We start from the raw sequence: 24,507 nt of genomic DNA, 5'->3' as shown, positions 1-24,507 counted from the left end.
TCAGTCTTCCCGACGCGGCTCAGCGAGAAAGACCGGAATCTTGCGACTGGTTTTAGCCTGATAGTCCTCGTAGGGCGGATAGGCGGCAACGCCGGCCGCCCAGAGGCGGGCTCGTTCCTCGTCATCTGCGACTTCGCGGGCTCGCATCGGGAATACGTCCGTCTTGTCTCGTATCTCGATGTCCGGATGTGCCCGCAAATTGTAGACCCACACCGGGTTGTTGGGTTGCCCGCCCATTGAGCCAATCAACACATAGTTGCCGTCCACGTTAACCCGCATCAGCGGGATTTTGCGAATGGCGCCAGTCTTGTTGCCGGTATGTGTAACCAGAATGCAGGGCATACCGGTATCCAGCAGTGTGTTGCCCTGCGTGCCGCCGCTACTTTCGTACAGCTCAACCTGTTCCCTTACCCAGTCGAGCGCGGGTGGAATGTAATCTGCCATCTTTGGTGCTCCTGTTCAGGTCTGATGCGTTCACCAACAGCATAGCCCACAGGGCTAAAAGCGCGATCCCTGCGCCCACTGCCCGGGGGCTACACCAGCTTGACCGCCATGTAGATCAGGCAGCCCAGCGAGCCCACCCACACCAGTGATCGCATATGATGAACGCCGAACAGGTAGCAGGGTATGTAGACAATACGCAGTACCAGCCAGCTCAGGGCTACCGTACTGAGGTCTACGCCCTGAATCATGGCCAGCAGGCACAGGGCCAGGTAGGCCGGCAGGCTCTCCTGCAGGTTGGCGCCGGCGCGGGTGACACGCTGCTGCAACTGCGATTGCGGAGGCGGGTTGTCGCGACTGGAGGCAAGGTAATCGGTGTGTTTGAGGAGCAGGCTGGCCGGCAACAACCAGAGTTGGAATAGCACCAGCACCAGTGCGGCAACGATAAGTAGCGACATAATGAGTCCCTGTTGATTATGAGTGAATGATCCACTATACATTACGGCCGCAGATGGCAGGCAAGGGCGGCGATTTTTACGGGCGTCCTGTGCGGTATAGCGTTCCATCGGTGCAAGGCATTGCTACCTGGGCGGCAGGGATGTAACCTCTCGCTAACTGTCACCTCACGTTCATAATCAACATTACATATCACCGGGATACGTAGCCAATGACATCTGCCCGCGCTGTGTGCGCCACATTGGGCCTCACTGCCCTGATGCTACTGGGCGGTTGTGGCGAAGGCCCCTGGAATAATCCGAATCCGCCCTCGCCAGAGGGACAACTGGTCTACCAGTCGGTGATGTCGCCTGCCCCCCCCAAGCATCTTGATCCCGCTATCTCCTACGCATCCGACGAGTCCCTGTTTATTTTTCAGATCTACGAGCCGCCCATGGGATATCACTTTCTCAAGCGGCCCTATGAACTGGAGCCGCAGGGGGTGGAAGACTTCCCTGTAGAGACTTACCTGGATGAATCGGGAAATGAAGTAACCGCCGACAGCGATCAGATTGCCTTTACCCGGTACACCCTCAAGGTGCGGGAAGACGCGCACTACCAGCCGCACCCGGCTTTCGCCACCAAGGAGAACGGAGAGCCACTCTATCTTTTCAGTACTGCAGAAGAGGGAGCGGGTTACAAACAGGTGCCGGACTTTCCTGAAACCGCCAGTCGCCCGGTACACGCCAATGATTATGCATACCAGATAAAGCGGCTGGCGGACCCCGCCCTGGGGTCGCCGATGCTGGGTTTCATGGCGCAGTATATTGTCGGCATGGCAGAGTTCACCGCCGGGTTGGAAGCGCTGGATCGCGACGGTTGGCTGAACCTGGACGACTATCCCATGGAAGGCCTTGAAGTTGTCGACGAGAGAACCTTGAGTATCACCATCAAGGGGCGGTACCCGCAGTTCGTCTACTGGCTGGCGATGCACTTCTTCGTTCCCGTGCCGCCCGAGGCCGACAGGTTTTATGCCAACCCCGGATTTCTTGATCGTAACCTGACCCTGGACTGGTGGCCGATTGGGTCCGGGCCTTTCATGATGGTCAAGAACGACCCCAACAGTGAGATCGTGCTGGAACGCAACCCCAACTATCGCGAGGATTACTTTCCCACGGAAGGCGAGCCAGGAGACCTTGAAGCAGGAAATCTGGTCGACGCAGGAAAGCGCGTTCCGTTTGTTGACCGGGCAGTCTATCGCCTGGAAAAAGAAGTGCTGCCGCTGTGGACCAAGTTCCTGCAGGGCTACTACGACCGTTCCGGAGAAACCCATGGCAACACCAATTCGGTCTATGACCAGGCATTCGTAGTCGGTCCGGATGGCGTGGAGATGTCCGCAGACGTGGCGGACCATGGGATTCGTATGGACCCCGACGTAAAGCCGGGCATTTATTATTACGGCTTCAATATGCGTGACCCGGTGGTAGGCGGCTACACCGAAGAGAAGCGCAAGTTGCGCCGGGCTCTGCAGATTGTGTTCAACGTTGAGGAATACCTCGCTATCTTCCGCAAGGGTAACGGAATTGTTGCTCACAACGTGATTCCACCGGGTATCGCCGGCCACCTTGAAGGGGAGGCCGGGATCAATCCGTATACCCACGTGTGGAAGGATGACCAGGCCGTGCGTCGATCTATCGATGAAGCCAAACAACTGTTAGTTGAGGCAGGTTATCCCAACGGGCGTGACGCCCGTACCGGCGAACCGCTGAAGATATTCATTGATGTACAGTCGCAGGCCGTGGGCAAGACCCAGATGAACTGGATGGATCGCTCCTTTAGCCAGATCGGTATACAGGTGGAGTTCAGGCCCGCCGACTGGAACCGCACCCGGGAGAAGCTGCTGACCGGGAACAGCCAGATTTATTCCTACGGCTGGCTGGCCGACTACCCTGACCCGGAGAACTTCCTTTTCCTGCTGTACAGCCCCGAGAGCCCCCTGGTCTGCAAATGCGATGGCACCAACAACTCCAATTTCGAGAACGCAGAGTACGACGAACTGTTTCGCAAGGTGCGGGTAACACCGCCGGGGCCGGAGCGGGATGTGATGGTTGCGCGTATGGTCGAGATCTTCCGCGAGGAAGCAGTCTGGCTCTATGCGTACTACCCGAAGGATATATATCTCGCCAACGCCTGGGTTACCAATACCAAGCGCCATGGCATTACCAAGGCCACGCTTAAATACATAAACCTGGACGCCGGGATGCGCGAGCAGAAACGCGCCGAGTGGAACCAGCCCGTCACCTGGCCACTCTATGCCGGGGCAATGATGCTGGTGGTGCTGATTCTGCCCGGGGTTATCGCCTACCGTCGACGCCAGAACGCGACGGCCCGCCGCAACCACAACGGATAAGCCCATGCTTGCCTATATCATCAGACGTTTGATCTACGCTATCCCTATCCTGGTGGGCGTGAACCTGCTGACCTTTACGCTGTTCTTTGTCGTCAACTCGCCTGACGATATGGCGGCCTCGCAGCTGGGTGACAAGTATGTGACGCCCGAGGCCATCCAGGCCTGGAAGGTCAAGAATGGCTACGACAAGCCGCTCTTTATCAACAGCGAGTCCGAGGGCCTCCAGAGTGTCACCGACACCATATTCTTCAACAAGTCACTGCGCCTGTTCGCATTCGATTTCGGTCGATCGGAAAGTGGCCGCGACATTACCACGGACGTCTCGACGCGTATGTGGCCCAGCCTGGCGGTGGCCCTGCCTTCCTTTGTGATTGGTATCTGGGTGAATATCTGTGTGGCGCTGATGGTGGTAATGTTCCACGCCACGCGACTGGACCGGTGGGCGGTGTTTCTTTTCGTGTCCCTGATGTCTATCTCCTACCTTTTCTACATCATAGGCGGGCAGTACCTTGTCGCGAAGACCTGGAAGCTGGTGCCGGTCTCCGGCTTTCATTCAGAAGGGGATGTCTGGCGTTTCCTTATACTGCCCGTACTGGTGGGTGTAATTGCAGGTATTGGTTCGGGGGCTCGCTGGTACCGCACGCTTTTCCTCGAGGAAGCCAACCAGGATTATGTGCGCACGGCGCGTGCCAAGGGCGCCAGTGAGATGAAGATTCTGTTCGGGCACATTCTGCCCAATGCGATGATCCCCATACTTACCGGCGTGGTGGTGCTCATTCCCTCCCTGTTCATGGGTAGTCTGTTGATAGAGTCCTTCTTCGGTATCCCAGGCCTTGGCAGCTATATGCTGGACGCCATCAAGTCCCAGGATTTTGCGATTGTGCGCAGCATGGTATTTATCGGCTCTATTTTGTATATCTTCGGCCTGATCCTGACTGACATTTCCTATACCTGGGCCGACCCCCGGGTTCGACTGAACTGAGGGTCGCGAGAGAATGAAGCCTGTCCTGCTTTGGTCCGATGCGCTCATCTTCCTGTTGGTGGTGGTGCTGGTTATATTCTTTTATCGCCTGCGCAGGGATCCGCAGACGCGCGAGCGCTGGGGAGACGTGTTTTCCTCGCGCCTGGGAATGGTCACCTTTACTGTCATCATGACTTACGTGGGTATCGCCCTGGCGGATTCCGTGCACTTCAGGAAGGCGCTGGAAAACCCGGAGGGATTGCAAACCGAGGAAGTCTTTTACGACAACAAGGTCACCAGTCTGCTGGACGTGATGCTGCGCGGCATGGGGGAGCGCTTCGAGCGTACCTACTCGGCGCCTTTTGCCCTCAACTCTTTCGAAAAGGAAAACATGAAAGACGCCAACGGCAACGCCGTGCGCGACTTTCCGCCGCTAATGCACGCCGGGCAACACCTCACGGACCCGTCCGGGCAGTTCGGTGACATTGTCAGCAAGAGCCTGCAGGCCCTGCTCTGGGGCTTATTGATTTCAGCGCTGTTGCTTGCACCGCAGTGGTTGCTGCTGCGCCACAGCCAATATCCGTGGCACGCCTCCTGGGTGGTGCAGGTCGGGGTGATCTGTTTCTTTACCTGGCTGGTGATGATCAGTGAGTACTATCACGTGCTGGGCACAGACCAGGGTGGGGCAGACGTGGCCTACCAGAGCATCAAGGGGGTGCGCACCGGTGTGCTGCTTGGCACCTTGTCCACGCTGATCATGCTGCCCATTGCCGTGACGTTGGGAGTCAGTGCTGGTTATTTCAAGGGCTGGGTAGACGACGTGGTGCAGTACCTCTACACCACCCTGAGCTCTATTCCAGGCATTTTGCTGATTGCTGCTTCGGTGCTGTTGTTCCAGGTATATATAGACCTCAACCCCGACTTCTTCTCCATCGGCATGGAAAAGGCAGATGCCCGGTTTATCGCGCTATGCTTTATCCTGGGGGTAACCAGTTGGTCCTCCCTGTGCAGGTTGATTCGTGCGGAGACCCTGAAAATCTCCCAGTTGGGTTACGTGCAGGCGGCCCACGCATTTGGTGTGAGCCATGTCAGGATTCTCAGTCGCCATATCCTGCCCAATGTTGTGCACATTATCCTCATCACGTTCGTGCTCGACTTTTCATCGCTGATTCTTGCTGAGGCGGTGCTGTCCTATATCGGCGTTGGCATCGATCCCTCCATGGGTAGCTGGGGCAACATGATTAACGGTGCCCGCTCCGAGCTGTCGCGGGAGCCGGTTATCTGGTGGACCCTGTCCGGTGCGTTATTCTTCATGTTCGTGCTGGTGCTGGCGGCCAATCTGTTCTCCGATCTGGTGCGCGATGCCTTTGATCCGCGAACGGCTTCGAGGAGGTCAGAGGCATGAGTGCAGCGAGAGATATTCGCATGCAGGTCGAAAACCTGCGAGTGGTGCTGGCGGATTCCGGCGACGAGATCCTCAAGGGTGTGTCGCTGGAGCTGGAGGCGGGCAAAATCTTCGCACTGGTGGGCGAATCCGGCAGCGGCAAATCGGTCACCTCCATGGCGGCAATGCGCTTGCTGCCTGATGCGTTGGAGATTACCGAAGGTGCCGTGCATGTCGGCGAGCAGGATTTGTTCAGTCTGTCCGAGTCACAGATGCAGACCGTGCGTGGTCGCAGGGTCGCGATGATTTTCCAGAATGCCATGACCGCGCTCAACCCGGTACAAACCGTGGGTAAGCAGGTTGCGGAAACGTTGAAGCTGCATACCACGCTGCGCGGGGACGCGCTGCGTCAACGCGTGGTGCAGTTGTTTGACGAGGTCGGCATTCCTGACCCCGCACAGCGATTTACGTTCTTCCCACACCAGCTATCCGGCGGGCAGCAGCAGCGGGTGATGATTGCCATGGCGCTCGCCTGTGAACCGGAGATACTGATTGCCGACGAGCCCACGACAGCACTGGATGTGACTATCCAGGAGCAGGTGCTGGAACTGATCCGCGAATTGACCCGGTCACGAAAACTGGCGGTGCTGCTGATCACTCACGATATGGGCGTGGTGCGCAATACCGCCGATGAGGTCGCGGTGATGTACCGCGGTGAAATTATCGAGCGTGCAGATGTGGAGACGTTCTTCCACAATCCCAAGCAGGCATATAGCCAGCGCCTGATTGATGCCCTGCCGGATCTCACTCATTTCCAGAGCGCTGCGGTAGAGGAGGCGCTGCTGCAGCTGGACGACGTGAAGGTGCACTTTCCTGTTCGCAAGGGCGTTCTGCAACGGGTTGTCGACGTCACTCGTGCAGTAGATGGCGTGTCACTGAAGATCGGGCGTGGCGAAACCTATGCGCTGGTGGGTGAATCCGGCAGCGGCAAGTCGACGCTGGGACGGGCTATTCTCAACCTGGAGCCTGTTGCTGGTGGCACAGTACGATTTAACGGTGAGCTTATACAGCAATTGGGGCGTAAGGAAATGCTCCCCTACCGCAAGCAGATACAGGTGATATTCCAGAACCCGTTCTCGTCCATGAACCCGCGCATGACCGTGGGTGAGATTATCGCCGAGGGCATGGTGAGCCTGGGGCTTGGACTGAGCCCACAACAGCGCCAGGCCAGAATCGGTGAGTTGCTGACCCGGGTACAACTGGGCCCGGAGTTTGCGACGCGCTATCCCCATGAGTTCTCGGGTGGCCAGCTACAGCGCATTGCCGTTGCCCGCGCACTGGCGGTGAACCCTGACTTGATCATTTGCGACGAACCCACCAGTGCCCTGGATGTGAGCATCCGTGCTGAAGTACTGGACCTGCTGCGCGAGCTACAGCAGGAGTTCGGTGTATCCTACCTGTTCATTACCCACGACCTGTCTATCATCCCCAGCATTGCCCATCACGTGGGCGTAATGCAGTACGGCAAGATAGTGGAGCAGGGCAGTGCGCAGCAGATCCTCACCCGGCCGCAGCACCCTTACACGCAGGCGTTGCTGAATTCTGTGCCGAGGATTGACCCCTAGCATCGATACCGACAATACAGCGAGCACCCGCACGGGGCCCCCATAGAGGGTTATGCTACCCGGTGTAATGCACAGATCTTGTTGCCGGCAGGGTCGCGCAAGTAGGCGAGGTACAGCGTGCCGGAAACGCCTGAACGCTCACCGGGTGGCTCCTCACATGCGGTTCCACCGCTGGCCAGGCCTGCCTCATGCCAGGCGTCGGCTTCTTCAGGGCTGTTTGCTGCGAAGCCTATGGTGCTGCCATTACCGTGGGTGGCCGGCTGCCCATCTATGGGTATGCTGATAGAAAAAATGCCGGTTGGCGTGAAATAGAAGCAGCGTCCCTTGTCATCCATTACACCCGGCTCGTATCCCAACGCCCCCAGTACTGCGTCGTAAAACGCTTTTGACTGTTCCATGTCGTTGGCGCCAATCATAATGTGGCTAAACATAATCTTTCCTGCCCGTGCGTGAGTAAGCCAAACAGTTTAGGTGAGAGGGTGGTGCATTGCCAGCATGAGGTATGACCAGCCGCACATTGAGCGGGTGTAGTGAGTAAGCGCGGTTACATTGCAGAGAATGCGGGAAATAAAAAGCTGACGATTCAGCTGTCTTCCCGCAGTGCCTTCAGCTCGGCTTTCACCTTTTCCAGGGATTGAGCCAGCGATGCCTGGCCGTCCGTGTCCGCTTCTTTTGTGGCGCTCAATTCACTGAGTTGCAGTTCCAGTTCTGCACTGAGTGCACCAAGGCGTTCTATCTCTCTCGCCTTGTCGAAAACAATTTCTTCTGCCTTGACCCTTGTCGCGTCGGCCTCAGCTTCCGCCATCGGCGCCGCACGCGAAGGGATCATGCGCACATCGTCCGCCTGGTTGATATGCCGGGTAATTGACGGGGACGCAATCTCAACATCGGCCGCGTGCAGGGTGTTCAGCAGCTGGCGATTCAGCTCTGAGCGTGCGGTGAGAGCGCTTTCAACATCGACCAGCAGGCCGCATACTTTATAGGTGATCGCAAAGTCCCCGAGTTCCATGACATGCACATAGGGGTCCATCAGGCCTGCCTTTTCGGCGGCCTCAAGCATCAGCGGCTCGACGGTGCTGTGACCCAGGTCGTAGCCCAGAGACACTTTCGTCCAGACGATCACGCCGGAGCTGCGCACGACGGTCACTGACTGGGAAATGAAGGTCGCATTGGGGATGGCGACCAGTTCGCGGTTTTCAGTTTGTATTTCGGTGTCGAAGATCCCGCGTTCAGAAACTTTTCCGTACAGATCGCCGACCCGTATGAAGTTGCCAACCCCGAATGGCTTGGTCACGCGCAGCATCACCGCCGCCATGAAATTGGTGACGAAAGGCGCAGCCGAAAGTGCCGCGACGCCTGACAGGACGATGCCCAGCAAACCCAGTATCTGGTTGCGGGTAGACTCCTGGATGGGTGCAACCACAATAAGCAGGATGACCGACAGGATAGTTAACACCAGCAGTACCAGCTGCCTGGGTAAACGGGCCTCGCTGCCCAGTTCCTTGTTTCGAGCCAGCAGAACATAATGCGCGACCCCCAGCCCGAGCAGGACCAGAGGCAGCACGATAAAAACGGGGAGGTAGGACCAGATCACAGTATTGGGCATTGTTTGTTGCTCCCTGACGGTGGATCGCTGCGAGTAGACGCGCGGTGGGCGAGACTCACTGACTGAATTCACTCATGGGTACGATAAGCAGGCGATCGCCTAAAAATGAGCCAAGGTACACCTTGTCGTCATGGGCGGTGGCAACGGTGGCTGCGCCCATCGGAGGACCCTGATGCTGGAAAATGATCCGCGTTTCCATGGTATCAGGGTTCAGTGCGACGACCTCAAAGGCCATGCCGCAGGTGCGAAGATGCTCCTTGGTGCAGGCCAGGTAAACAGCGGGCTCCATCTTGTGACTGGTCAGCCACAGTTCACCGCCTGGGCCCCAGGCGCTGTTGTCTACATGGGCGACTGCGGCTTTTGCGACCCGTTGTTCGGCCTGCAGATCGTATTTGTGAACCTCCTTGTTCATGTACTGATTGATGAAGATATAGCGTTCATCTGCGCTGATCTCGATACCATTGGTGAGTGCGCCATTGGTGCCCGGTAGCAGTTTCAGTCCGTTGCTGCGGCTCCAGCGCCAGACATCGCCTGAATCCAGGCCCACTATCCCGCGCATTTCCCCGAGAAAGTCATCGGGTCGGAACATCCGCGTGTAGATCACATCCCCGTTGGCGAGTCCTGCCACGTCATTGATCATGGTGTTGTCGGCGGGAAATACACAACCACGCCACGCGAGTGCGGGCTCTCCCAGCTGCGTCAGTTCCAGTGAAAACAGCTCTACTGCTTCGCGGCCCCCATGATTGACCACAAGGTAACGCCAGCTATTGTCTTCAAGTTGCACCAAATGTGTGCCATGTGGGCTCAATTCCCGGCCGGGGGGGCGGGTGCATGTCGGGTCGCCCAGCAATGCCGCCGGTGTGGGGCTATCATCTTCCAGGGGATAAACGGGTTTCCAGCTCTCGTCGCTCACCTTGAAGGCAACAATACGTCCCGGATATGCGCCCATGTTGCCCAGTTCGCTGAGCAGGAGATACTCTCCACCGGGGACGATGGCAATGTCTTCGGGGCTTTGCATGCCGCACACGGGGTGAAGTGCGCCCTTGTCTACACAGTCGGTAATAAGGGTACCTTCGGGTACGCTGCAGGCAGACAATCCAAGGCTGGCTGCGGCCATAACGCAGCAGGCGATTCGTTTGATCATTTCTGTACGGTGTCCATGTTATCGGCGACAACCTCGCGCCGCGTTGAAATTACCAGCTCACCTGGCTCCGGCGCACGCAGCTGCTGCCAGAATTCCCCATGTGTCCCCGGCCAGTTTTGCGTGACACGGCCTTTGCTGTTCTTGTACCAGCTGGATACCACCGGTGCACCCCAGGCCCGCTGACTGTTGAGTTCGTCGATTCGGGCGTTATAGGCATCGGTCAAATCCCTGCGGCACTCCAGGGTGCGGGCTCCTTGTTCGATTTGCAGCTTGATGCACCCGCTGATATAGCGCATTTGGCACTCGACGAAGAAAACGATGCTGGAGCCGACCACGATGTTGGTGTTGGGCCCGTACAGCGTATAAAAGTTGGGGAAGTCCGGAACCATGACCCCCTTATACGCATGGGCATCGCCATCCCAGCTACTGACCAGTTCGCGGCCCTCGCGACCATAGACTTGCAGCGTCGACAAAAACTGGTCGGCGGCAAAGCCGGTTCCATAAATAAGCACATCAATCTCGTGCAGGGTACCATCCGCGGTGACGATACCCTGTTCGACGATTCTGTCTATGGGGTCAGTGTGCACGCTGACCTCTTCGCGCTTCAATGCGGTGATATAGCTACCGTCATCAAGCACCGGGCGCTTGCCACCGGGAGGGTAGTCGGGAATCAGCTTTTCCAGTAAGTCGGCATCGTCACCGACCTGTTCCGCCAGTGACTCGATCAGTGCATCGCGCAGCATCTGGTTACTTGCGCTGACGGTATTGGCGGGGCCGTCCCAGCCCGGCTCCGTGAACAGAAAGGGCAGCTCACCGTCTATCGCCCTGGCCCTGAACAGGAAAAAACGATACCAGCGCGCATAGAAGGGCAGTTCGCGCAGCAGCCACAATTCCTCTTCGGTCATGGCTGCGTGGTACTCAGGTACTGGCAGCAGCCACGGCGCAGAGCGTTGGAAAACGTCGACGTTTGCGCAGGCCCCGGCGATTTCAGGCACGAACTGAACTGCGCTGCAGCCTGTGCCGATCACTGCCACCCGCTTACCGGCCAGGTCGTGTTGGTGTTCCCAGCGCGCAGAGTGAAAGCTGATACCCTGGAAGTTCCCGGCACCTGCGATATCCGGATATCTGGGGATATTCAGTTGTCCAACGGCGCTGATCACGGCATTGGCTGACAGCTTCTCGACCCCGTGCTCGCCGTCCACGGTGACTGTCCATTTACCACTCACTTCGTCATAGTCTGCGCGCTGTACGGGGCAATTCAGTCGTACGTGTTCACGCAGCTGGTACTTCGCGACGACCTGATTGAAGTACTTGAGCAGCTCACCCTGGCCCGAGAAGTGGTTTGGCCACTGCGTGTTCGGCTCGAAAATATAGTTGTAGAGATGGTTCGCGGAATCGACCTGGCACCCCGGGTAGGTGTTTTCGAACCAGGTACCGCCTATTTCTGGATTCTTTTCCAGGATAAGAAACGGAATTCCCTCCTGCTGCAGGCGTATTGCGGCAACGATTCCGGACATGCCTGAACCGATGATCACCACGCGAAAATCAGTAGCCATAGAGGTCGTGTCGATGTGCACCCTTCGTGCATCTTCGCCAAACAGGTTGAGCTCCTCGCGCAGCATGGGCATCAGGTCAGCCGGTATGTCTTCCCCGGTTATCCTGTGCATGGTTGTTTCAATGTCAGCTGCTGTCGGTTGCGCCAGCTCTGCGCCGTTGCGATATCGCTGTAGCGCCGCAAAGGCCAGTTCTCTTGCGATGGCCCTCTGCGCTTCGGTCAAACCGTCGGGGTCTTCGGCCATCAGTTCGAATCGGGGTTGGACCTGATCGAAGTGAGCTGTGTTGCCGGTCAGGTGGAGCATGGATGCCAGTAGAGCAGGTATAGCGGCCTGCTCGAGCGCGGCACACAATTGCTTGTCGTCGACTTCTGACAGGGTTTTATGCCAGTCGTAAGCCACATTTCCATCCTCTTATTAGCGTTTATCCAAACCAGTATGGTCTATAGACTGTATCCGGACAAATCCTCTATCTCCCCGTAAGGGAGCGCTAAACAAGTCCCCGCGGTTACGCTACTATTTGGCCAGAGCCCGAATAGGCAAGATCAGGTTCCCCCCCACCCAAGCCGAAAGGAAAAACAGCCAGTGGAAGCGCGTTGCCTCATCCTGGACCAGGACGTTGTTCATGCCCGAATGCTCGTTGATATCGCCGGCGAACTCGGTTTCGCCGCGACAGTCGGTGATCTTGATGAGGCTGGCAGCTACCAGTCCCTTACACAATACGATCTCGTCTTTGTGGATTTGCCCGAAGGCCGTGAAGATCAGGTGATGTCACTCATGGAGGCAGGGCTGGAAGAGGGTACCGAGGTCTTTGCGATGAGTGAGACAGACACCCCGGAGGCTGCCGACAACGCCATCCGTCGCGGCGCCAGCTACTTCTTCTGTAAGCCTGCCCAGACTGAAAATCTGCGTCACCTGCTCGAGGATATTGCTACCGAGGCCATATCGACAGCACCCTCCCAGGGTGATCAGGATGCCGCCTCGATCGACCAGTTCGGGATGTTGCGTGGCAGTTGCCGCGCCATGCGCAAGTTATACAGGCAGATCCGCAAGGTGGCACAGACGGACGTCAGCGTGATCGTGGTGGGAGAGAGTGGGACGGGCAAGGAACTGGTCTCACACACCATGCATCTGCTCTCTTCACGCCGGGATGGTCCCTACATGGCATTTAATTGCGCCGCGATGCCTGAGAGTCTGGCTGAAAGTGAGTTGTTTGGGCACGAGAAGGGCGCTTTCAGCGGGGCGACCCACAGGCACCTGGGGCATTTTGAGCGTGCTTCGGGGGGCACCCTGCTGCTTGACGAGATCACCGAGATGGATATCGACCTGCAGGCAAAGCTGTTGCGCGTTCTGGAGACGCGCAAACTAAGGCGTTTGGGATCTGAGCAGGACATCGAGGTCGATGTGCGGGTGGTTTCCGCCTGCAACCGTCCGCCTGATCAGGCGGTGCAGGACGGTCTGCTGCGGGAGGATCTCTATTATCGGCTCGCGCAATTTCCACTACGCCTGCCGCCCTTGCGTCGACGCGGTGAGGATGTCTTCGGGCTTGCCCAGTTCTTCCTGCGCGAATTGAATCAGCGGCACAACACCGGGCTAACGCTTTCCGATGATATAAAGGACACGCTGGCGAGTTACGCGTGGCCCGGGAATGTGAGGGAGCTCAAGAGCCTTGTTGAGCGCGCTTACATCATGTCTGAATCGCTGATCGATGCGGAGTTTATTCAGGCTATAGGCGAGCAGGCGAATGCCGCAGAAGCCGGCGATCAGGAGGGGGTGAGAGTGTCTATCGGTACCAGCATCGCCGAAATGGAGCGCAAGTTAATCCTTGCGACGCTGCGGCATACCGGAGACGATCGTAGTGCGGCGGCAGATATGCTTGGCATCAGTGTAAAGACGCTTTACAACCGTTTGAAAGATTATGCTGAAACCAGCTGATGTTTCAATTGTAGCCGGCATCCCCCAGTAGCCGAAAAGCGCCGCTGGGTTCATCAATCCCGACTCTGCACCAGGCGATCCTGATATTCTGGCCCGGGGTGGTGAGCTCAATGTACTTCACCTCTCCGCTTCGCAGGTCTATCCCGCAACATTCCACATCGCCTAGCTGCCGGCCTCGCAGGCCCAGCAGCTTGCGCTTCTGCGGAAAGCGCGCCCTCGTTATTGACGTCACTACAGGTTGCTGTTTCTTCATCAAATACATTGCCCTTGCTGCCTACAACAGACCGGCTGCACGTCATTAGTGCATATGAGATGGAGCCCGGTCTGGCTTGAGTCGACGCAATTTGTGTGCCAGCGACGACTGGCGACAACCCCGGGTATTCCTGCTGGATCGAGACCTCAGCTTGGCAAAGTTTACCGGTTGATCTGTAAATTATGCCGAAGCGTTGGAAGAAGTATCTGTGAAGCCCGTCTCTGTGTGCGATTTCGGAGCTGGCACAGTGATTGCAGTATCCCTTGTGAGGCGGGAATTCCGCTCCGCGCTGAAAAGCGCGTCATATACCAAACTGTATCAGGAGTAATGATATGAAAAACGAGCAAGACAACCACGATAGCTACGCATTGATCATGGGTGCGCTCGATGTTTTCAACGCCGCGATGGACAAGTATCGCGAGAAGCCGGTCATCAAGAATATTGTTTCATTGGTGGACGAGCAGGCAGAAGGTCGCAAGCTCGGAGTAGCCGTTTACGCCGATGACCCGGACAGCCCTTTTGATTACTTCACCCTGCGTCTGCACAACAAGCGCCTTGAGTTTGATTCGCGCGGTAAGGACGCGCCGGATGTCGACTGGAAGGTATCCACCGATTATCTGGAGTCGATTAACGCCGATCCGGAGAAATACATCGATAACCCGTTGAAACTTGATTTCGACTGGCTGAAGAACCGACTGCAGGATGCCGCCTGAGCAAGCGGTGATGAACTTTATGCCTGTTGAAACCAGCCACAATGCCAGCGCCGTTCTAGCGGCGCTGGCTTTCCTGTTGCTAACTGCGTTCTCGTCAATTGAGGTGGTTGCGCAGACGGGTTCCGCGTCTACCGATGCCGTATCCACAGCCGGGGAAAGCCTGGACGAGCTGGTTCAACTGCTCGAGGATCCGGAGAGGAGGTCGGTCTTTCTGGAGAGAGTCAGGACTTTGGAAAGTGCGAACATTACTACGTCTGAGGAGGATGGGTCACTGGAGATAAGCACGGCCATCAACCTGGACCAGAGGGTTGGGCTGTTTCTCAAGAATTATCTTTCCCTGATCGACCAGTCAGATATGCGAGCGAGCAATGTGGGCAAGATCGCGGCAATCAGCGTGATCACCCTGTTGCTTATGATGTTGGCGTGGGTCAACACCTTGCTTTCGCGATACATCGACCGAAAGCTGGGTGCGTTTCGCAGTACTGCACAGCTCAGTGGCGCAAGGTTCGGCACCATGTTCACCTGGCAGCGCACCGCAGGGTGTATCATTTGTTTCTTCGCCTGGTTGTACGCGCTTGTTATCGTCGTCTTCGACCAGACGCTTGCCTCGCCCTATGTCGAAGCGCTCACCACCGGGGCGCAGACAGCATTTGCCGTTCTGTTCGTGGCCCTGCTTTTTCTGGTGATATGGGAAGTGACGAACGCTGCCATGGAGTCACTGGTAAAGCGTAAAAGTGAGCTCGATAACGGTCGTGTTAAAACGCTGCTTCCGGTGGCGCGCAATGTGTTTACGTTCGTGCTTATCCTGCTTTCAACGCTGGTCATCCTGTCAGAGCTGGGTATTGATGTAGTGCCACTGCTGGCGGGTGCTGGCGTGGTGGGTATCGCCATCGGGTTTGGGGCGCAGACGCTGGTGAAGGATTTTCTGACCGGGTTCACCATCATTATCGAGGACCTGCTGCAGATCGGTGACGTTGTCGGCGTCGCAGGAAGACAGGGGCGGGTGACGCACATCTCTATGCGCAAGATTGAGCTCAGGTCGCTGGACGGAACGGTCCACACGGTGCCATTCAGTGCGATCGATATCGTCGACAATCTGACCAAGGATTTCAGCTACTATATGTTGGAAGTCGGAGTAGCGTATCGGGAGAATACGGACGAGGTCGTACAGTGTCTCCTCGAGATCGATGAGGAGCTGCGCAACCAGCCGGACTTCGGCGAATCAATTCTTGAACCCCTGGAAGTGCTTGGCGTTGACCAGCTCGCAGACAGCGCCGTTATCATCAAGGCAAGAACAAAGACCAGCCCACGCGAAAAGTGGCGTATAGGCAGAGAGTTCAATCGCCGGATTAAGCTTGCTTTTGACGAGCGCGACATCGAGATTCCTTTCCCGCACCAGACGCTCTACTTTGGTGTGGACAAGGATGGTAAAGCGCCGCCACTGGTTATAGAAAGTGAGAAGGACGACCTGCCGGCAGGCAATGAGCAAAAATCCAATCAAGACAAGAAGGAGAGCAAAGCATGAATATTGAAGTGACAGGTATTGTCGGCTTCCTGGTTCTTATTCTCGATATCTGGGCTATTCTGAATATCGTCAATGCGGGCGCCAGCATGGGTAGCAAGCTCGTCTGGATTCTGGTCATACTGCTGCTGCCGGTGATCGGAGTGATTCTATGGCTGTTGTTCGGGCCGCGCGCCGGGAGGGCCTGATGGCGGGTGTGACCACTTGAAGGGTACGGGCACGCCGGCTTTGCACCCGGCGTATTCACGATGAAGAATTATGCTGATGATATCGGACGGTTAGCGTGACGAATAACAGCGCCATGCACTTCGCGGTGAGGCCCGGCGTGATAATGCGCCTGCTCTCCGACATGTATGGCGTAGTGGCAGTGCTTACCGCTATTCCCACGGTCTTTGCCCTGGCCTGCAACAGCGAGGCGTTGACAGGCTATCTGGTCGTACTGGGTTTGCTCGGCGTGGTCTGGGCAGCAGGGCGGTTATTTCCGCGGCCTGTGCGCGTGCAGAAGAACGAATCCCTGTCGATGGTGGCTCTGCTGTTTATATCAGTATCATTGCTCTACAGCATTCCCATCATGGCCTATGGTATCCCCTTTGCCGACGCCTGGTTTGAGGCGGTGTCAGGCGTCACCACCACCGGGCTATCAACACTTGAACTGGATCAACCATCTCCTGCATTCTTGTTCGCCCGGGGCTGGATGCAGTGGGTCGGTGGATTGGGTGTGGTGGTGCTTGCGCTGGCCCTTTTTATCGCACCGGGCCAGACCGCGAGAAGTCTCGGCTTCAGTAACCAGGAAATGGATGATGTGGTGGGCGGTACCCGGGCGCACGCTCGACGGGTCACGGTCGTCTATGTGCTGATTACGGCTGTGGGCGTACTGGCTTTGCTGCTAACGGGCTCAGCGCCACTGGATGCAGTTGTACATACCATGGCCGCAATCTCCACAGGTGGATTTGCCAACTACGGGGATAGCCTTGCCTCGCTGCCATCAGTACAAATCTGGACTATCAATATGCTGTGTATAGCCGGTGCCGTCTCCTTTCATGTCTATTACCGGTCGCTGTTATTGTCTGGTCGCGGTGGCTTCGCCGACAACCAGCTATATTCATTACTGCTGGCGATAGGTCTGGCGTGTATGGTGGGTTTCGGGCTGGTGTGGCAGGGTGGCCTGGATATCGGTTTCACTGAGCTGGCGACCCTGGTGGTCTCCGCACAGACGACGGCGGGCTTCAGTGCCGGGGATATCAGTGTCTTGTCACCGAGCCTGCTGCTGTTGCTTGTTGTATGTATGGCGATAGGGGGTGGTGTCGGCTCTACTTCGGGCGGTATCAAGCTGGGCCGGGTACAGGTCATGTTCCGGCTTGCCCGGTCAACCCTGGGTCGAACCGGCCTCTCTGATCACGTCTTTACCGGAGAGGGCAAGAACGGGGGTGCCGGTCGCGAGCAGGAAGCGTTGGCGCTGTTGTTGCTGTTTCTCTTTTCGATCAGCTTATCCTGGCTGGTGTTTTTGTCATATGGCTACCCTGTCATGCCGTCGCTTTTCGAAGTTGTTTCAGCGGCGACAACATCGGGACTTTCCAGTGGACTAACCCAGGCGGGCATGCCGCTGGCACTCAAGGTCTTGCTTTGCTGTCTGATGCTGCTTGGCAGGCTGGAATTTATTGCCCTGCTGGTGCTGTTGTCGCCACGCAGCTGGCTGGGACGCAGGCGAAGAATACGTAGGGAGTGATTATGAGAGCAGTATTGATTGGTGCCAGCAGGCTGGCCATGGCAACCGTTACCGAAATGCTCGAGGCTGGGCACGAGGTTGTTGTCATTGACAAGGATGAACGCGTTATTGAGGACCTGGAAGCTGATTTTGACTGCAGCTTCTATTGTGGCGACGGCGCCAAGCCAAGTGTGCTGGAGGACGTGGACCCGTCAAATACAGATTTATTGCTTTGCCTCTCAGACGACGACACCTCAAACGTGCTGGCGGCGGTGGTAGCGAAGTCACTGGAGTTTGATCGCGTGGTACTGCGCCTGGATGACCCTGACCTGTTAAGCATCTGTGAACAGCTGGGCCTGGAAAATGTGATCGTGCCCGACAAACGCATCGCCTGCGAGTTGCTCTCTTTCTTTGAGGGAGAACGAGACAAGCCTGAATAGTTTCGCTGCTGTCAACTCGCCCGGCATTGCCTGTGATGAGTAACCATTGAGCATGCGCAGCACTGCAAAGCGGAAATTACACCACTCACCCCGTTCGCCAGCAGAGTCCAAGTCCTGTATAAGGGCCCCATGAAAACGCCTAAACGTATACAGCCACTGGTAGAAGACGGCCTCGTCGACGAGGTCGTTCGCCAGCTGATGAGCGGCAAGGAAGCGACTGTCTATGCGGTGCGCTGTGGTAGTGATATCCGCTGCGCCAAGGTTTATAAGGAAGCAGCCAAACGCAGTTTCAAACAGGCTGTGGAGTATCAGGAAGGACGAAAAGTACGCAACAGCCGACGCCAGCGTGCCATGGAAAAGCGTTCGAAATACGGGCGCAAACAACAGGAAGAGGCCTGGCAGAACGCCGAGGTTGATGCCCTTTACAAGCTGGACCGCGCCGGCGTTCGCGTGCCCACGCCCTACGGCTGTTTTGATGGGGTGCTGCTGATGGAGCTGGTGCTGGACGGCAACGGTGAAGTTGCACCGCGACTGAACGACGTGCATCTCACTCAGGAACAGGCGCTTGAAGACCACGCGGTGATGATGGATTACGTGGTGAAAATGCTGTGCGCGGGCCTGATACACGGTGACCTTTCCGAGTTTAATGTACTGGTGGACGAGTACGGCCCGGTGATTATTGATTTACCGCAGGCCGTGGATGCCGCTGCCAATAACCACGCCGAGGCCATGCTCACACGCGATGTGGAAAACATGACTGAGTATTACGGCCAGTATGCACCCGAACTGCTGGGTCGAAACTACGCCGGCGAGTTGTGGTCGTTGTATGAGGCCGGTGACCTTACCCCCGATACTGTACTCAGTGGCGGTTTTGAAGCAGAAGAAATCAGTGCAGATGTCGATGGACTGATGCTGGAGATCAAGGCGGTGATGAAGGAGGAGCAGGAACGTCAGGAAAGGCTGCGTGAGCTGGAGGCGGGCGACGAATGAGCACAAGATCCTTCGACAGCCTCAAACTGGCACCTGCTCAATTGCAGAATCTGGCCGATCTCGGCTACAGGGAGATGACGGACATCCAAGCGGCTGCCCTGCCTGCGGCAATGGCTGGCGAAGACCTTATCGCCCAGGCCAAGACTGGCAGCGGAAAAACTGCCACGTTCGCTCTACCGCTGTTGAGCAAACTCAATCCGCGTGATTTTGGTACCCAGGCACTGGTGTTGTGTCCAACACGTGAACTTGCGGCGCAGGTAGCGTCTGAGATGCGCCGCCTGGCCCGCTATCAGCAGAATATCAAGGTGGTGGTGTTATGCGGCGGGCAATCCATAGGCCCGCAGATTGGCTCGCTTGAACACGGGGCACATATCGTGGTGGGTACCCCGGGACGGATCAAGGATCATTTACGTAAGGAAACGCTTTCCCTCGGGCGGGTGAGCACGCTGGTGCTCGACGAGGCTGACCGTATGTTGGAGATGGGCTTTATAGATGATATCAGTGCCATTATCGACCACACCCCGCAGACGCGCCAGACGCTGCTTTTCTCAGCAACCTACCCGGATGACATCAACGCGTTGAGCCAGAGGTTTCAGAAATCACCGCGCGAAATCTCCGTGACAGCGTTCGTTGATGACAGCCTGCTGGAGCAACAGTTCTTTATATGCCAGCGTAACGAGAAGTTATCCGGGCTGGAAAAATTGCTGCATCGTATTCGACCCGACTCTGCCATTGTGTTTTGCAACACCAAGGAAAGCACGCGCGAGGTCTGTGAGCGACTGCTTGAGTCAGGTATTGATGCCCTGTCTCTCAACGGCGATCTTGAGCAGCGTGACCGGGACCAGGTGCTGGTACAGTTTCGGCAGCAGAGTTGCAGGGTGCTGGTGGCAACGGATGTGGCCGCCAGGGGTTTGGACATTGATGGCCTGCCTGCTGTGTTTAACTATGACACCCCACGGGATGTAGAGACCTACGTGCATCGCATCGGCCGCACTGGCCGTGCCGGTCAGCCGGGTTTGGCGGTCACGCTTCTGGCGGAAAACGAGCGACACAGGCTGGATGCCATCTCCGCCTATCAGGGCAAGGAACTTGCCTTTGAGGTGCTGGCTGCAGTGCCTACTGCGAAGCAGCACATGCCCAGGGCGGCATATGCAACCCTGGCCATCGCCGGAGGGCGCAAGGACAAAGTGCGTCCCGGGGACATTCTCGGCGCTTTAACCGGTGAAGCGGGTATTGACGGCAAGGCGGTAGGCCGCATTGATATTATGGATCATGTTGCCTATGTCGCCGTGGACAATGATCTTGCCGGCCAGGCATTGAACCGACTGACGAATGGCAAGATAAAAGGACGGAAGTTCAAGGTAAGAAAGCTCAAGGGTCAGCCCAGGGCCAGGTCACGAGGGAGTACAGGGCGACGATAGCGGGTGGGTCGAGATCGGCCAGGACTTGCGAGTAACTGTTTTGCTAATTAGCCACGCCAATGCTGGTACCCGGCGGCGGATCTATAACGAAGTATTCGTTTGGATACGGCTTCGGCACCCTGCGAAGGATCATACCTGCCAAGCACGTTGCCAGAGCATGGCGACGCAGCCTTTGTAGGATGTTGGTTTGTGGGGCTTCCTCCGTCCTGGCTTTCTCCCCCGGACCGGAGAGGAGAAAGCGACAGGCAGCCCTGGAAACCCTGACAAGGTCTATGTTTCTGTTTGGTTCAACGCTGTTGGTTTTTTCTGCCTTACTGGAGGCCGTGTTAGCCTCCCGTATGGCCGCGGGGGCACCTGCATCAAGCAGGGCGGCTGGATCAAGCGTGCCGGGTTGTTTTCCCGGCGGCCTGCTTGCTGATCGCTATGTGGATGCCAGGTATTCCTGACCTGTAAGCGTTCACCTGCAAGCACATGGTCCCGCCCCGGTGTGCCAGATTCAGGCTGCTTGTTCTTCCGCTTCCGCTTCCGTTTCAAGGTCCGTTTTAAGCTCTGACAGCTGCGCTTCCAGGTCGCTTACCTTGCGCTGAGCTTCTGCCTTTTCGCCCTTGATCTTGGCCAGGGACTTCTGCAACAGGCTGTTGGCTTTGGTTTGTTCCGCCAGCTTCTTCTTGTTGGCGTCCAGGTTTTTCTTCATTCTGGCGGGGTCAAACTGCTTCAGCTTTTGCAGCTCAGAGCGCTCTTCAGCCAGGTCTTTCTGCAGTCCTTTGACTCGCTTCTTCAGTTCGGCAACTTTCTCTTCGAGGTTGCCTGCGCGGTTGTTCAACTCGCGGTTCTGCTGTTCCACTTTCTGGTTTGCTTCTGTCTTGCGAGACAGCTCAGTGATAGTTTCCAGCTGCTTCTCGACAGTTACTTTGTAGTTGTCGATCGCCGTTTGCAGTTCTGCCTGCTTTGCTTCCTGGCTCTCTATGAGTGCGGCTTTTTCATCAATCTGGTTCTGGTACTCGGCCCTGAGGTTCTCTTCCAGCTCTATGATCTTTTCCAGTTTGTTTACGCTTAGCATAAGATTTCTCCTAAGTGAGTCGGGCGCTTCGGTGAGTCCCGATTGGTTTATCTGATATTGAGTTTGTCGACGGCTGCAGTGCGAGGGTGTTCCTCATTTCAGTCTGCGAGCCGTGGATTCACCCTGGGTTCATCTGTTTCTGAAGGCTCAGGCCGCTCAACGGTTACCGCTGGCTGAGTGCGCCCTGGAGTTTCCGGACCGGCTTCTTCCGCCAGCGCGGCCATTTCCTGCGCGCCCCTGGTTCCTGCCCCTGCCCTCACGGCCGCCCTGGTTGCTCCTGCCTCCGCGTCCGTTCTGGATGGGCTCGGCCTTGATGCTGGGGTCAACGTCGTAGCCTGGCAGGTTTATCTTTTCGATATCTGTGCCCAACAGCCTCTCTATATCCTTCAACAGCTTCAACTCGTCTACGCAGACCAGGGAAATTGCGTGACCTTCCTGTCCCGCACGCGCTGTGCGACCAATGCGGTGCACGTAGTCCTCAGCGACATTGGGTAGTTCAAAGTTCACCACGTGCGGCAGTTTGTCGATATCGATGCCGCGAGCCGCGATATCGGTGGCAACCAGTACCCGTACCCGACCGCCTTTGAAGTCAGCCAGTGCCCGGGTGCGGGCCCCTTGTGATTTGTTGCCATGAATTGCAGCGGCAGTGATGCCGTCTTTGCCAAGTTGCTCGGAAAGCTTGTTGGCCACGTGCTTGGTTCGGGTAAACACCAGTACCTGCTGCCAGTTCTCTTCGCCAATTTTTTGCGACAACAACTCACGCTTGCGCTTCTTGTCGACCGGATAGACGATTTGGCTGACCAGTTCAGCGGCAGTGTTCTGCGGTGTGACCTGTATTTCAGTGGGTTTGTTCAGGAACTCCGCCGCGAGTGACTTGATCTCTCTCGAAAACGTTGCGGAGAACAACAGGGTCTGGCGTTGGTCGGGAATGATATTCAGTATCTTGCGGATATCCCGGATGAATCCCATATCCAGCATTCTGTCGGCCTCATCAAGAATGAGGATCTCGATTCTGGAGAGGTCGATGCTGCGCTGTTGTACGTGGTCCAGCAGGCGCCCGGGTGTGGCCACTACGATGTCCACACCTTTAACCAGTTTCTGCTTCTGGGGATTGATGCTGACGCCGCCAAATATCACCGCCGAGCGAAAAGGAAGAAAACGGCCGTAGTCACGCACGCTTTCATGAACCTGGGCAGCCAACTCGCGTGTTGGGGTTAGCACCAGAACCCGGGGGTGACGCCTGTGGCCTTCGCCCTGGCTCTCCTGCAACCGCTGCAGAACCGGTAGGGTGAACCCCGCTGTTTTGCCGGTGCCGGTCTGGGCGCCGGCTAATACGTCTTTGCCTTCCAGTACTAGAGGAATAGCCTGCTCCTGGATCGGAGTCGCTTCATCGTAGCCCTGTTTTTCGACAGCACGCAGCAATTCAGCCGATAGGCCGAGATTTTTGAATAACATTTTTTGCTCCTGAATCTCTCTAAGAGAGCGCCTGACCAGAACGCGGTACAACAATGTGAGAGCGCGCTTGGTTCGGTCCAGGACTGATATACCTGAGGTGATCAACGCCCGCCGTTTGCGGGGCTGATGTAAGGTGCAGACCGAAGTGCACCGGAACGGGGCGCACTATACCAGACGCGTCGCTAAAATAAAGTGCTTTGGTATTTTCATTGCTTATTGGTGCCAATACCCACAAAAACGAATGCTCCTGTAGCGCCACGTCCCGTGTCTGTGCGTCTATCGTATTGTCATCGACAAGCAGGACCAGGTCGACGCGGTGTTGTTTCAGGCATTTTTTTCGTCTGGCTCTGTTTCCTCCAACGCCTGCCCCGTCGTAGCGATGGTAAACGCAGCCTGATCGGGCGATACTGCGGCGCCCCGTCGCCAGTGAATCCTGTTTTGCCAGTTGCCGTCGAATCAGCGTAACCTGTTGGCGGTACCATCAACTCTGGAATGCACGCGCCATGAACGCCAGTCGGTCGATTCGACTCAATAAATTTATCAGTGATTCAGGCTACTGCTCGCGCCGCGAAGCAGACAAGCTAATTGACACTAACCAGGTCAAGGTTAACGGCCGGCGCCCTGAGCTGGGCACGCGAGTAGAGGCCGGTGACGTGGTGGAAGTTTGCGGTCAGCAGATTCAGGGCAGTTTTGAAAACAAGGCAGACCGCGTCTACATCGCCTATAACAAGCCTGTGGGCATTACCTGCACCACCGAGCAAAGTGTCAAGGGCAATATTGTCGACGCGATTGATCACGACCAGCGCATCTTTCCCATAGGCAGGCTGGACAAGCCATCTGAAGGCTTGATTCTGCTGACCAGTGACGGTGATATCGTCAACAAGATACTGCGTGCGGAGAATGCGCATGAGAAGGAGTACCTGGTTGCAGTAAACAAGGCGATCGCGCCCGGATTTATTGAAAAGATGTCTCGTGGCGTACCCATACTCGATACGGTGACCAAACCTTGTAAGGTCCGGGCTGTGGGAAGGTCAACATTCAGGATTACTCTGACCCAGGGCCTTAACCGGCAGATTCGCCGCATGTGTGAATACCTCGGCTATGAGGTCAAACAGTTGGTCAGGCTGCGCATCATGAATGTGGAATTGGGAAAGTTGAAACCCGGGCAGTGGCGCAACCTGACTCGACAGGAAATGGAACAGATCAATGCCGCAATCGCCGAATCCAGAAGTGAATCTGGCGGCGACAAGCCGCGTGCAGCGAAGAAGAAACGCAGGCCAGCAGCGCCCAACCCGCGAGCCTCTCAGGTGAAGAAGCCAGGCAAGAAATCGCGCAGGCCCACAGGGCAACCTGGGCGGGGAAGTGACGGTGCGTCCGGCAAGCGGAATTCGTCGCGAAAGCCGGGCAGACCCTCATCGAAAAAGTCATCTCCTGGTTCCAGGGGACGCAAGTAG

22 protein-coding genes are annotated in these 24,507 nt (G+C 56.7%); 13 read left to right on the top strand and 9 right to left on the bottom strand.

Annotated elements, in window-relative coordinates; genetic code table 11:
• Together C0039_RS00660 and C0039_RS00655 are read right to left on the bottom strand one after the other, a co-directional pair.
• A complete protein-coding gene (locus C0039_RS00660; protein ID WP_075999537.1) occupies nt 1-444 on the bottom strand; it encodes a nitroreductase family deazaflavin-dependent oxidoreductase in 444 nt (147 codons plus the stop codon).
• A gap of 89 nt (nt 445-533) precedes the next feature.
• On the bottom strand, nt 534-899 hold the full coding sequence (locus C0039_RS00655) for an MAPEG family protein (protein ID WP_075999536.1): 366 nt from the start codon (nt 897-899) through the stop codon (nt 534-536).
• Nucleotides 900-1,108: 209 nt separating this feature from the next.
• Between C0039_RS00655 and C0039_RS00650 the strand changes: the two genes are divergently transcribed.
• Genes C0039_RS00650 through C0039_RS00635 form a run of 4 tightly spaced genes read left to right on the top strand, consistent with a single transcriptional unit; the run spans nt 1,109 to nt 7,256 of the window.
• Nucleotides 1,109-3,286 carry an ABC transporter substrate-binding protein gene (locus tag C0039_RS00650; protein WP_075999535.1) on the top strand — a complete coding sequence of 726 codons (2,178 nt, stop codon included), beginning with the start codon at nt 1,109-1,111 and terminating at the stop codon, nt 3,284-3,286.
• Between the two features lie 4 nt (nt 3,287-3,290).
• The gene (locus tag C0039_RS00645; protein ID WP_101516978.1) at nt 3,291-4,268 is read left to right on the top strand and encodes an ABC transporter permease; all 978 of its coding nucleotides are present in this window, start codon (nt 3,291-3,293) and stop codon (nt 4,266-4,268) included.
• A gap of 13 nt (nt 4,269-4,281) precedes the next feature.
• On the top strand, nt 4,282-5,652 hold the full coding sequence (locus C0039_RS00640; protein ID WP_101516977.1) for an ABC transporter permease: 1,371 nt from the start codon (nt 4,282-4,284) through the stop codon (nt 5,650-5,652).
• Nucleotides 5,649-7,256 (top strand): ABC transporter ATP-binding protein, encoded by a 1,608-nt coding sequence (locus tag C0039_RS00635; protein ID WP_075999532.1) that lies wholly within the window; start codon nt 5,649-5,651, stop codon nt 7,254-7,256. Before C0039_RS00640 ends, C0039_RS00635 begins: the two co-directional genes overlap by 4 nt.
• 50 nt (nt 7,257-7,306) lie before the next feature.
• On the opposite strand, the gene C0039_RS00630 is transcribed toward C0039_RS00635, so the two are convergent.
• The 4 genes from C0039_RS00630 to C0039_RS00615 all read right to left on the bottom strand — a co-directional run bounded on the left by C0039_RS00630 (nt 7,307) and on the right by C0039_RS00615 (nt 11,961).
• Nucleotides 7,307-7,687 carry a VOC family protein gene (locus C0039_RS00630; protein ID WP_075999531.1) on the bottom strand — a complete coding sequence of 127 codons (381 nt, stop codon included), beginning with the start codon at nt 7,685-7,687 and terminating at the stop codon, nt 7,307-7,309.
• 152 nt (nt 7,688-7,839) lie between these two features.
• Nucleotides 7,840-8,862: a mechanosensitive ion channel family protein gene (locus C0039_RS00625; RefSeq protein WP_101516976.1), complete on the bottom strand. Its 1,023-nt coding sequence runs from the start codon at nt 8,860-8,862 to the stop codon at nt 7,840-7,842.
• Nucleotides 8,863-8,917: 55 nt separating this feature from the next.
• Nucleotides 8,918-10,006, bottom strand: coding sequence for an SMP-30/gluconolactonase/LRE family protein (locus C0039_RS00620; protein WP_101516975.1), 1,089 nt, complete (start codon nt 10,004-10,006; stop codon nt 8,918-8,920).
• The gene (locus tag C0039_RS00615; protein WP_101516974.1) at nt 10,003-11,961 is read right to left on the bottom strand and encodes a flavin-containing monooxygenase; all 1,959 of its coding nucleotides are present in this window, start codon (nt 11,959-11,961) and stop codon (nt 10,003-10,005) included. Before C0039_RS00615 ends, C0039_RS00620 begins: the two co-directional genes overlap by 4 nt.
• Before the next feature lie 183 nt (nt 11,962-12,144).
• Here C0039_RS00615 and C0039_RS00610 point away from each other — a divergent pair, with 183 nt between their 5' ends.
• Nucleotides 12,145-13,494 carry a sigma-54-dependent transcriptional regulator gene (locus C0039_RS00610; RefSeq protein WP_243391523.1) on the top strand — a complete coding sequence of 450 codons (1,350 nt, stop codon included), beginning with the start codon at nt 12,145-12,147 and terminating at the stop codon, nt 13,492-13,494.
• A 4-nt stretch (nt 13,495-13,498) separates the two neighbouring features.
• Here the strand turns inward: C0039_RS00610 and C0039_RS00605 are convergent, their stop codons facing one another.
• The gene (locus C0039_RS00605; protein ID WP_133125915.1) at nt 13,499-13,747 is read right to left on the bottom strand and encodes a hypothetical protein; all 249 of its coding nucleotides are present in this window, start codon (nt 13,745-13,747) and stop codon (nt 13,499-13,501) included.
• A 332-nt stretch (nt 13,748-14,079) separates the two neighbouring features.
• Between C0039_RS00605 and C0039_RS00600 the strand changes: the two genes are divergently transcribed.
• The 7 genes from C0039_RS00600 (at nt 14,080) to dbpA (ending at nt 20,538) form a co-directional block, all read left to right on the top strand.
• Entirely contained in the window at nt 14,080-14,460 is a 381-nt protein-coding gene (locus tag C0039_RS00600) for a hypothetical protein (protein WP_075999526.1), read from the top strand.
• Nucleotides 14,461-14,479: 19 nt separating this feature from the next.
• Nucleotides 14,480-15,985, top strand: a complete 1,506-nt coding sequence (locus tag C0039_RS00595) for a mechanosensitive ion channel family protein (protein ID WP_207796341.1) — start codon at nt 14,480-14,482, stop codon at nt 15,983-15,985.
• Nucleotides 15,982-16,170, top strand: coding sequence for a PLDc N-terminal domain-containing protein (locus C0039_RS00590; RefSeq protein ID WP_075999524.1), 189 nt, complete (start codon nt 15,982-15,984; stop codon nt 16,168-16,170). The genes C0039_RS00595 and C0039_RS00590 overlap by 4 nt, the downstream gene beginning before the upstream one ends.
• Before the next feature lie 95 nt (nt 16,171-16,265).
• The gene (locus tag C0039_RS00585; protein WP_133125914.1) at nt 16,266-17,708 is read left to right on the top strand and encodes a TrkH family potassium uptake protein; all 1,443 of its coding nucleotides are present in this window, start codon (nt 16,266-16,268) and stop codon (nt 17,706-17,708) included.
• A 2-nt stretch (nt 17,709-17,710) separates the two neighbouring features.
• Complete coding sequence (locus C0039_RS00580) at nt 17,711-18,127, top strand: NAD-binding protein (protein ID WP_075999523.1); 417 nt, start codon at nt 17,711-17,713, stop codon at nt 18,125-18,127.
• A 129-nt stretch (nt 18,128-18,256) separates the two neighbouring features.
• Nucleotides 18,257-19,117, top strand: a complete 861-nt coding sequence (locus C0039_RS00575) for a PA4780 family RIO1-like protein kinase (RefSeq protein WP_075999522.1) — start codon at nt 18,257-18,259, stop codon at nt 19,115-19,117.
• Nucleotides 19,114-20,538, top strand: coding sequence for an ATP-dependent RNA helicase DbpA (gene dbpA, locus C0039_RS00570; RefSeq protein ID WP_101516973.1), 1,425 nt, complete (start codon nt 19,114-19,116; stop codon nt 20,536-20,538). The genes C0039_RS00575 and dbpA overlap by 4 nt, the downstream gene beginning before the upstream one ends.
• 496 nt (nt 20,539-21,034) lie before the next feature.
• Here the strand turns inward: dbpA and C0039_RS00565 are convergent, their stop codons facing one another.
• Together C0039_RS00565 and C0039_RS00560 are read right to left on the bottom strand one after the other, a co-directional pair.
• Nucleotides 21,035-21,598: a hypothetical protein gene (locus tag C0039_RS00565; protein ID WP_101516972.1), complete on the bottom strand. Its 564-nt coding sequence runs from the start codon at nt 21,596-21,598 to the stop codon at nt 21,035-21,037.
• A 156-nt stretch (nt 21,599-21,754) separates the two neighbouring features.
• The gene (locus C0039_RS00560) at nt 21,755-23,053 is read right to left on the bottom strand and encodes a DEAD/DEAH box helicase (RefSeq protein ID WP_101516971.1); all 1,299 of its coding nucleotides are present in this window, start codon (nt 23,051-23,053) and stop codon (nt 21,755-21,757) included.
• 503 nt (nt 23,054-23,556) lie between these two features.
• Here C0039_RS00560 and rluF point away from each other — a divergent pair.
• Nucleotides 23,557-24,507, top strand: a complete 951-nt coding sequence (gene rluF / locus C0039_RS00555; protein ID WP_101516970.1) for a 23S rRNA pseudouridine(2604) synthase RluF — start codon at nt 23,557-23,559, stop codon at nt 24,505-24,507.

The organism is Pseudohalioglobus lutimaris, assembly GCF_002866825.1.
Taxonomy (GTDB): Bacteria; Pseudomonadota; Gammaproteobacteria; order Pseudomonadales; family Halieaceae; genus Halioglobus; species Halioglobus lutimaris.
The sequence above is the reverse complement of the archived record's forward strand: the minus strand, read 5'-3'. Positions and strand labels throughout refer to the sequence as shown.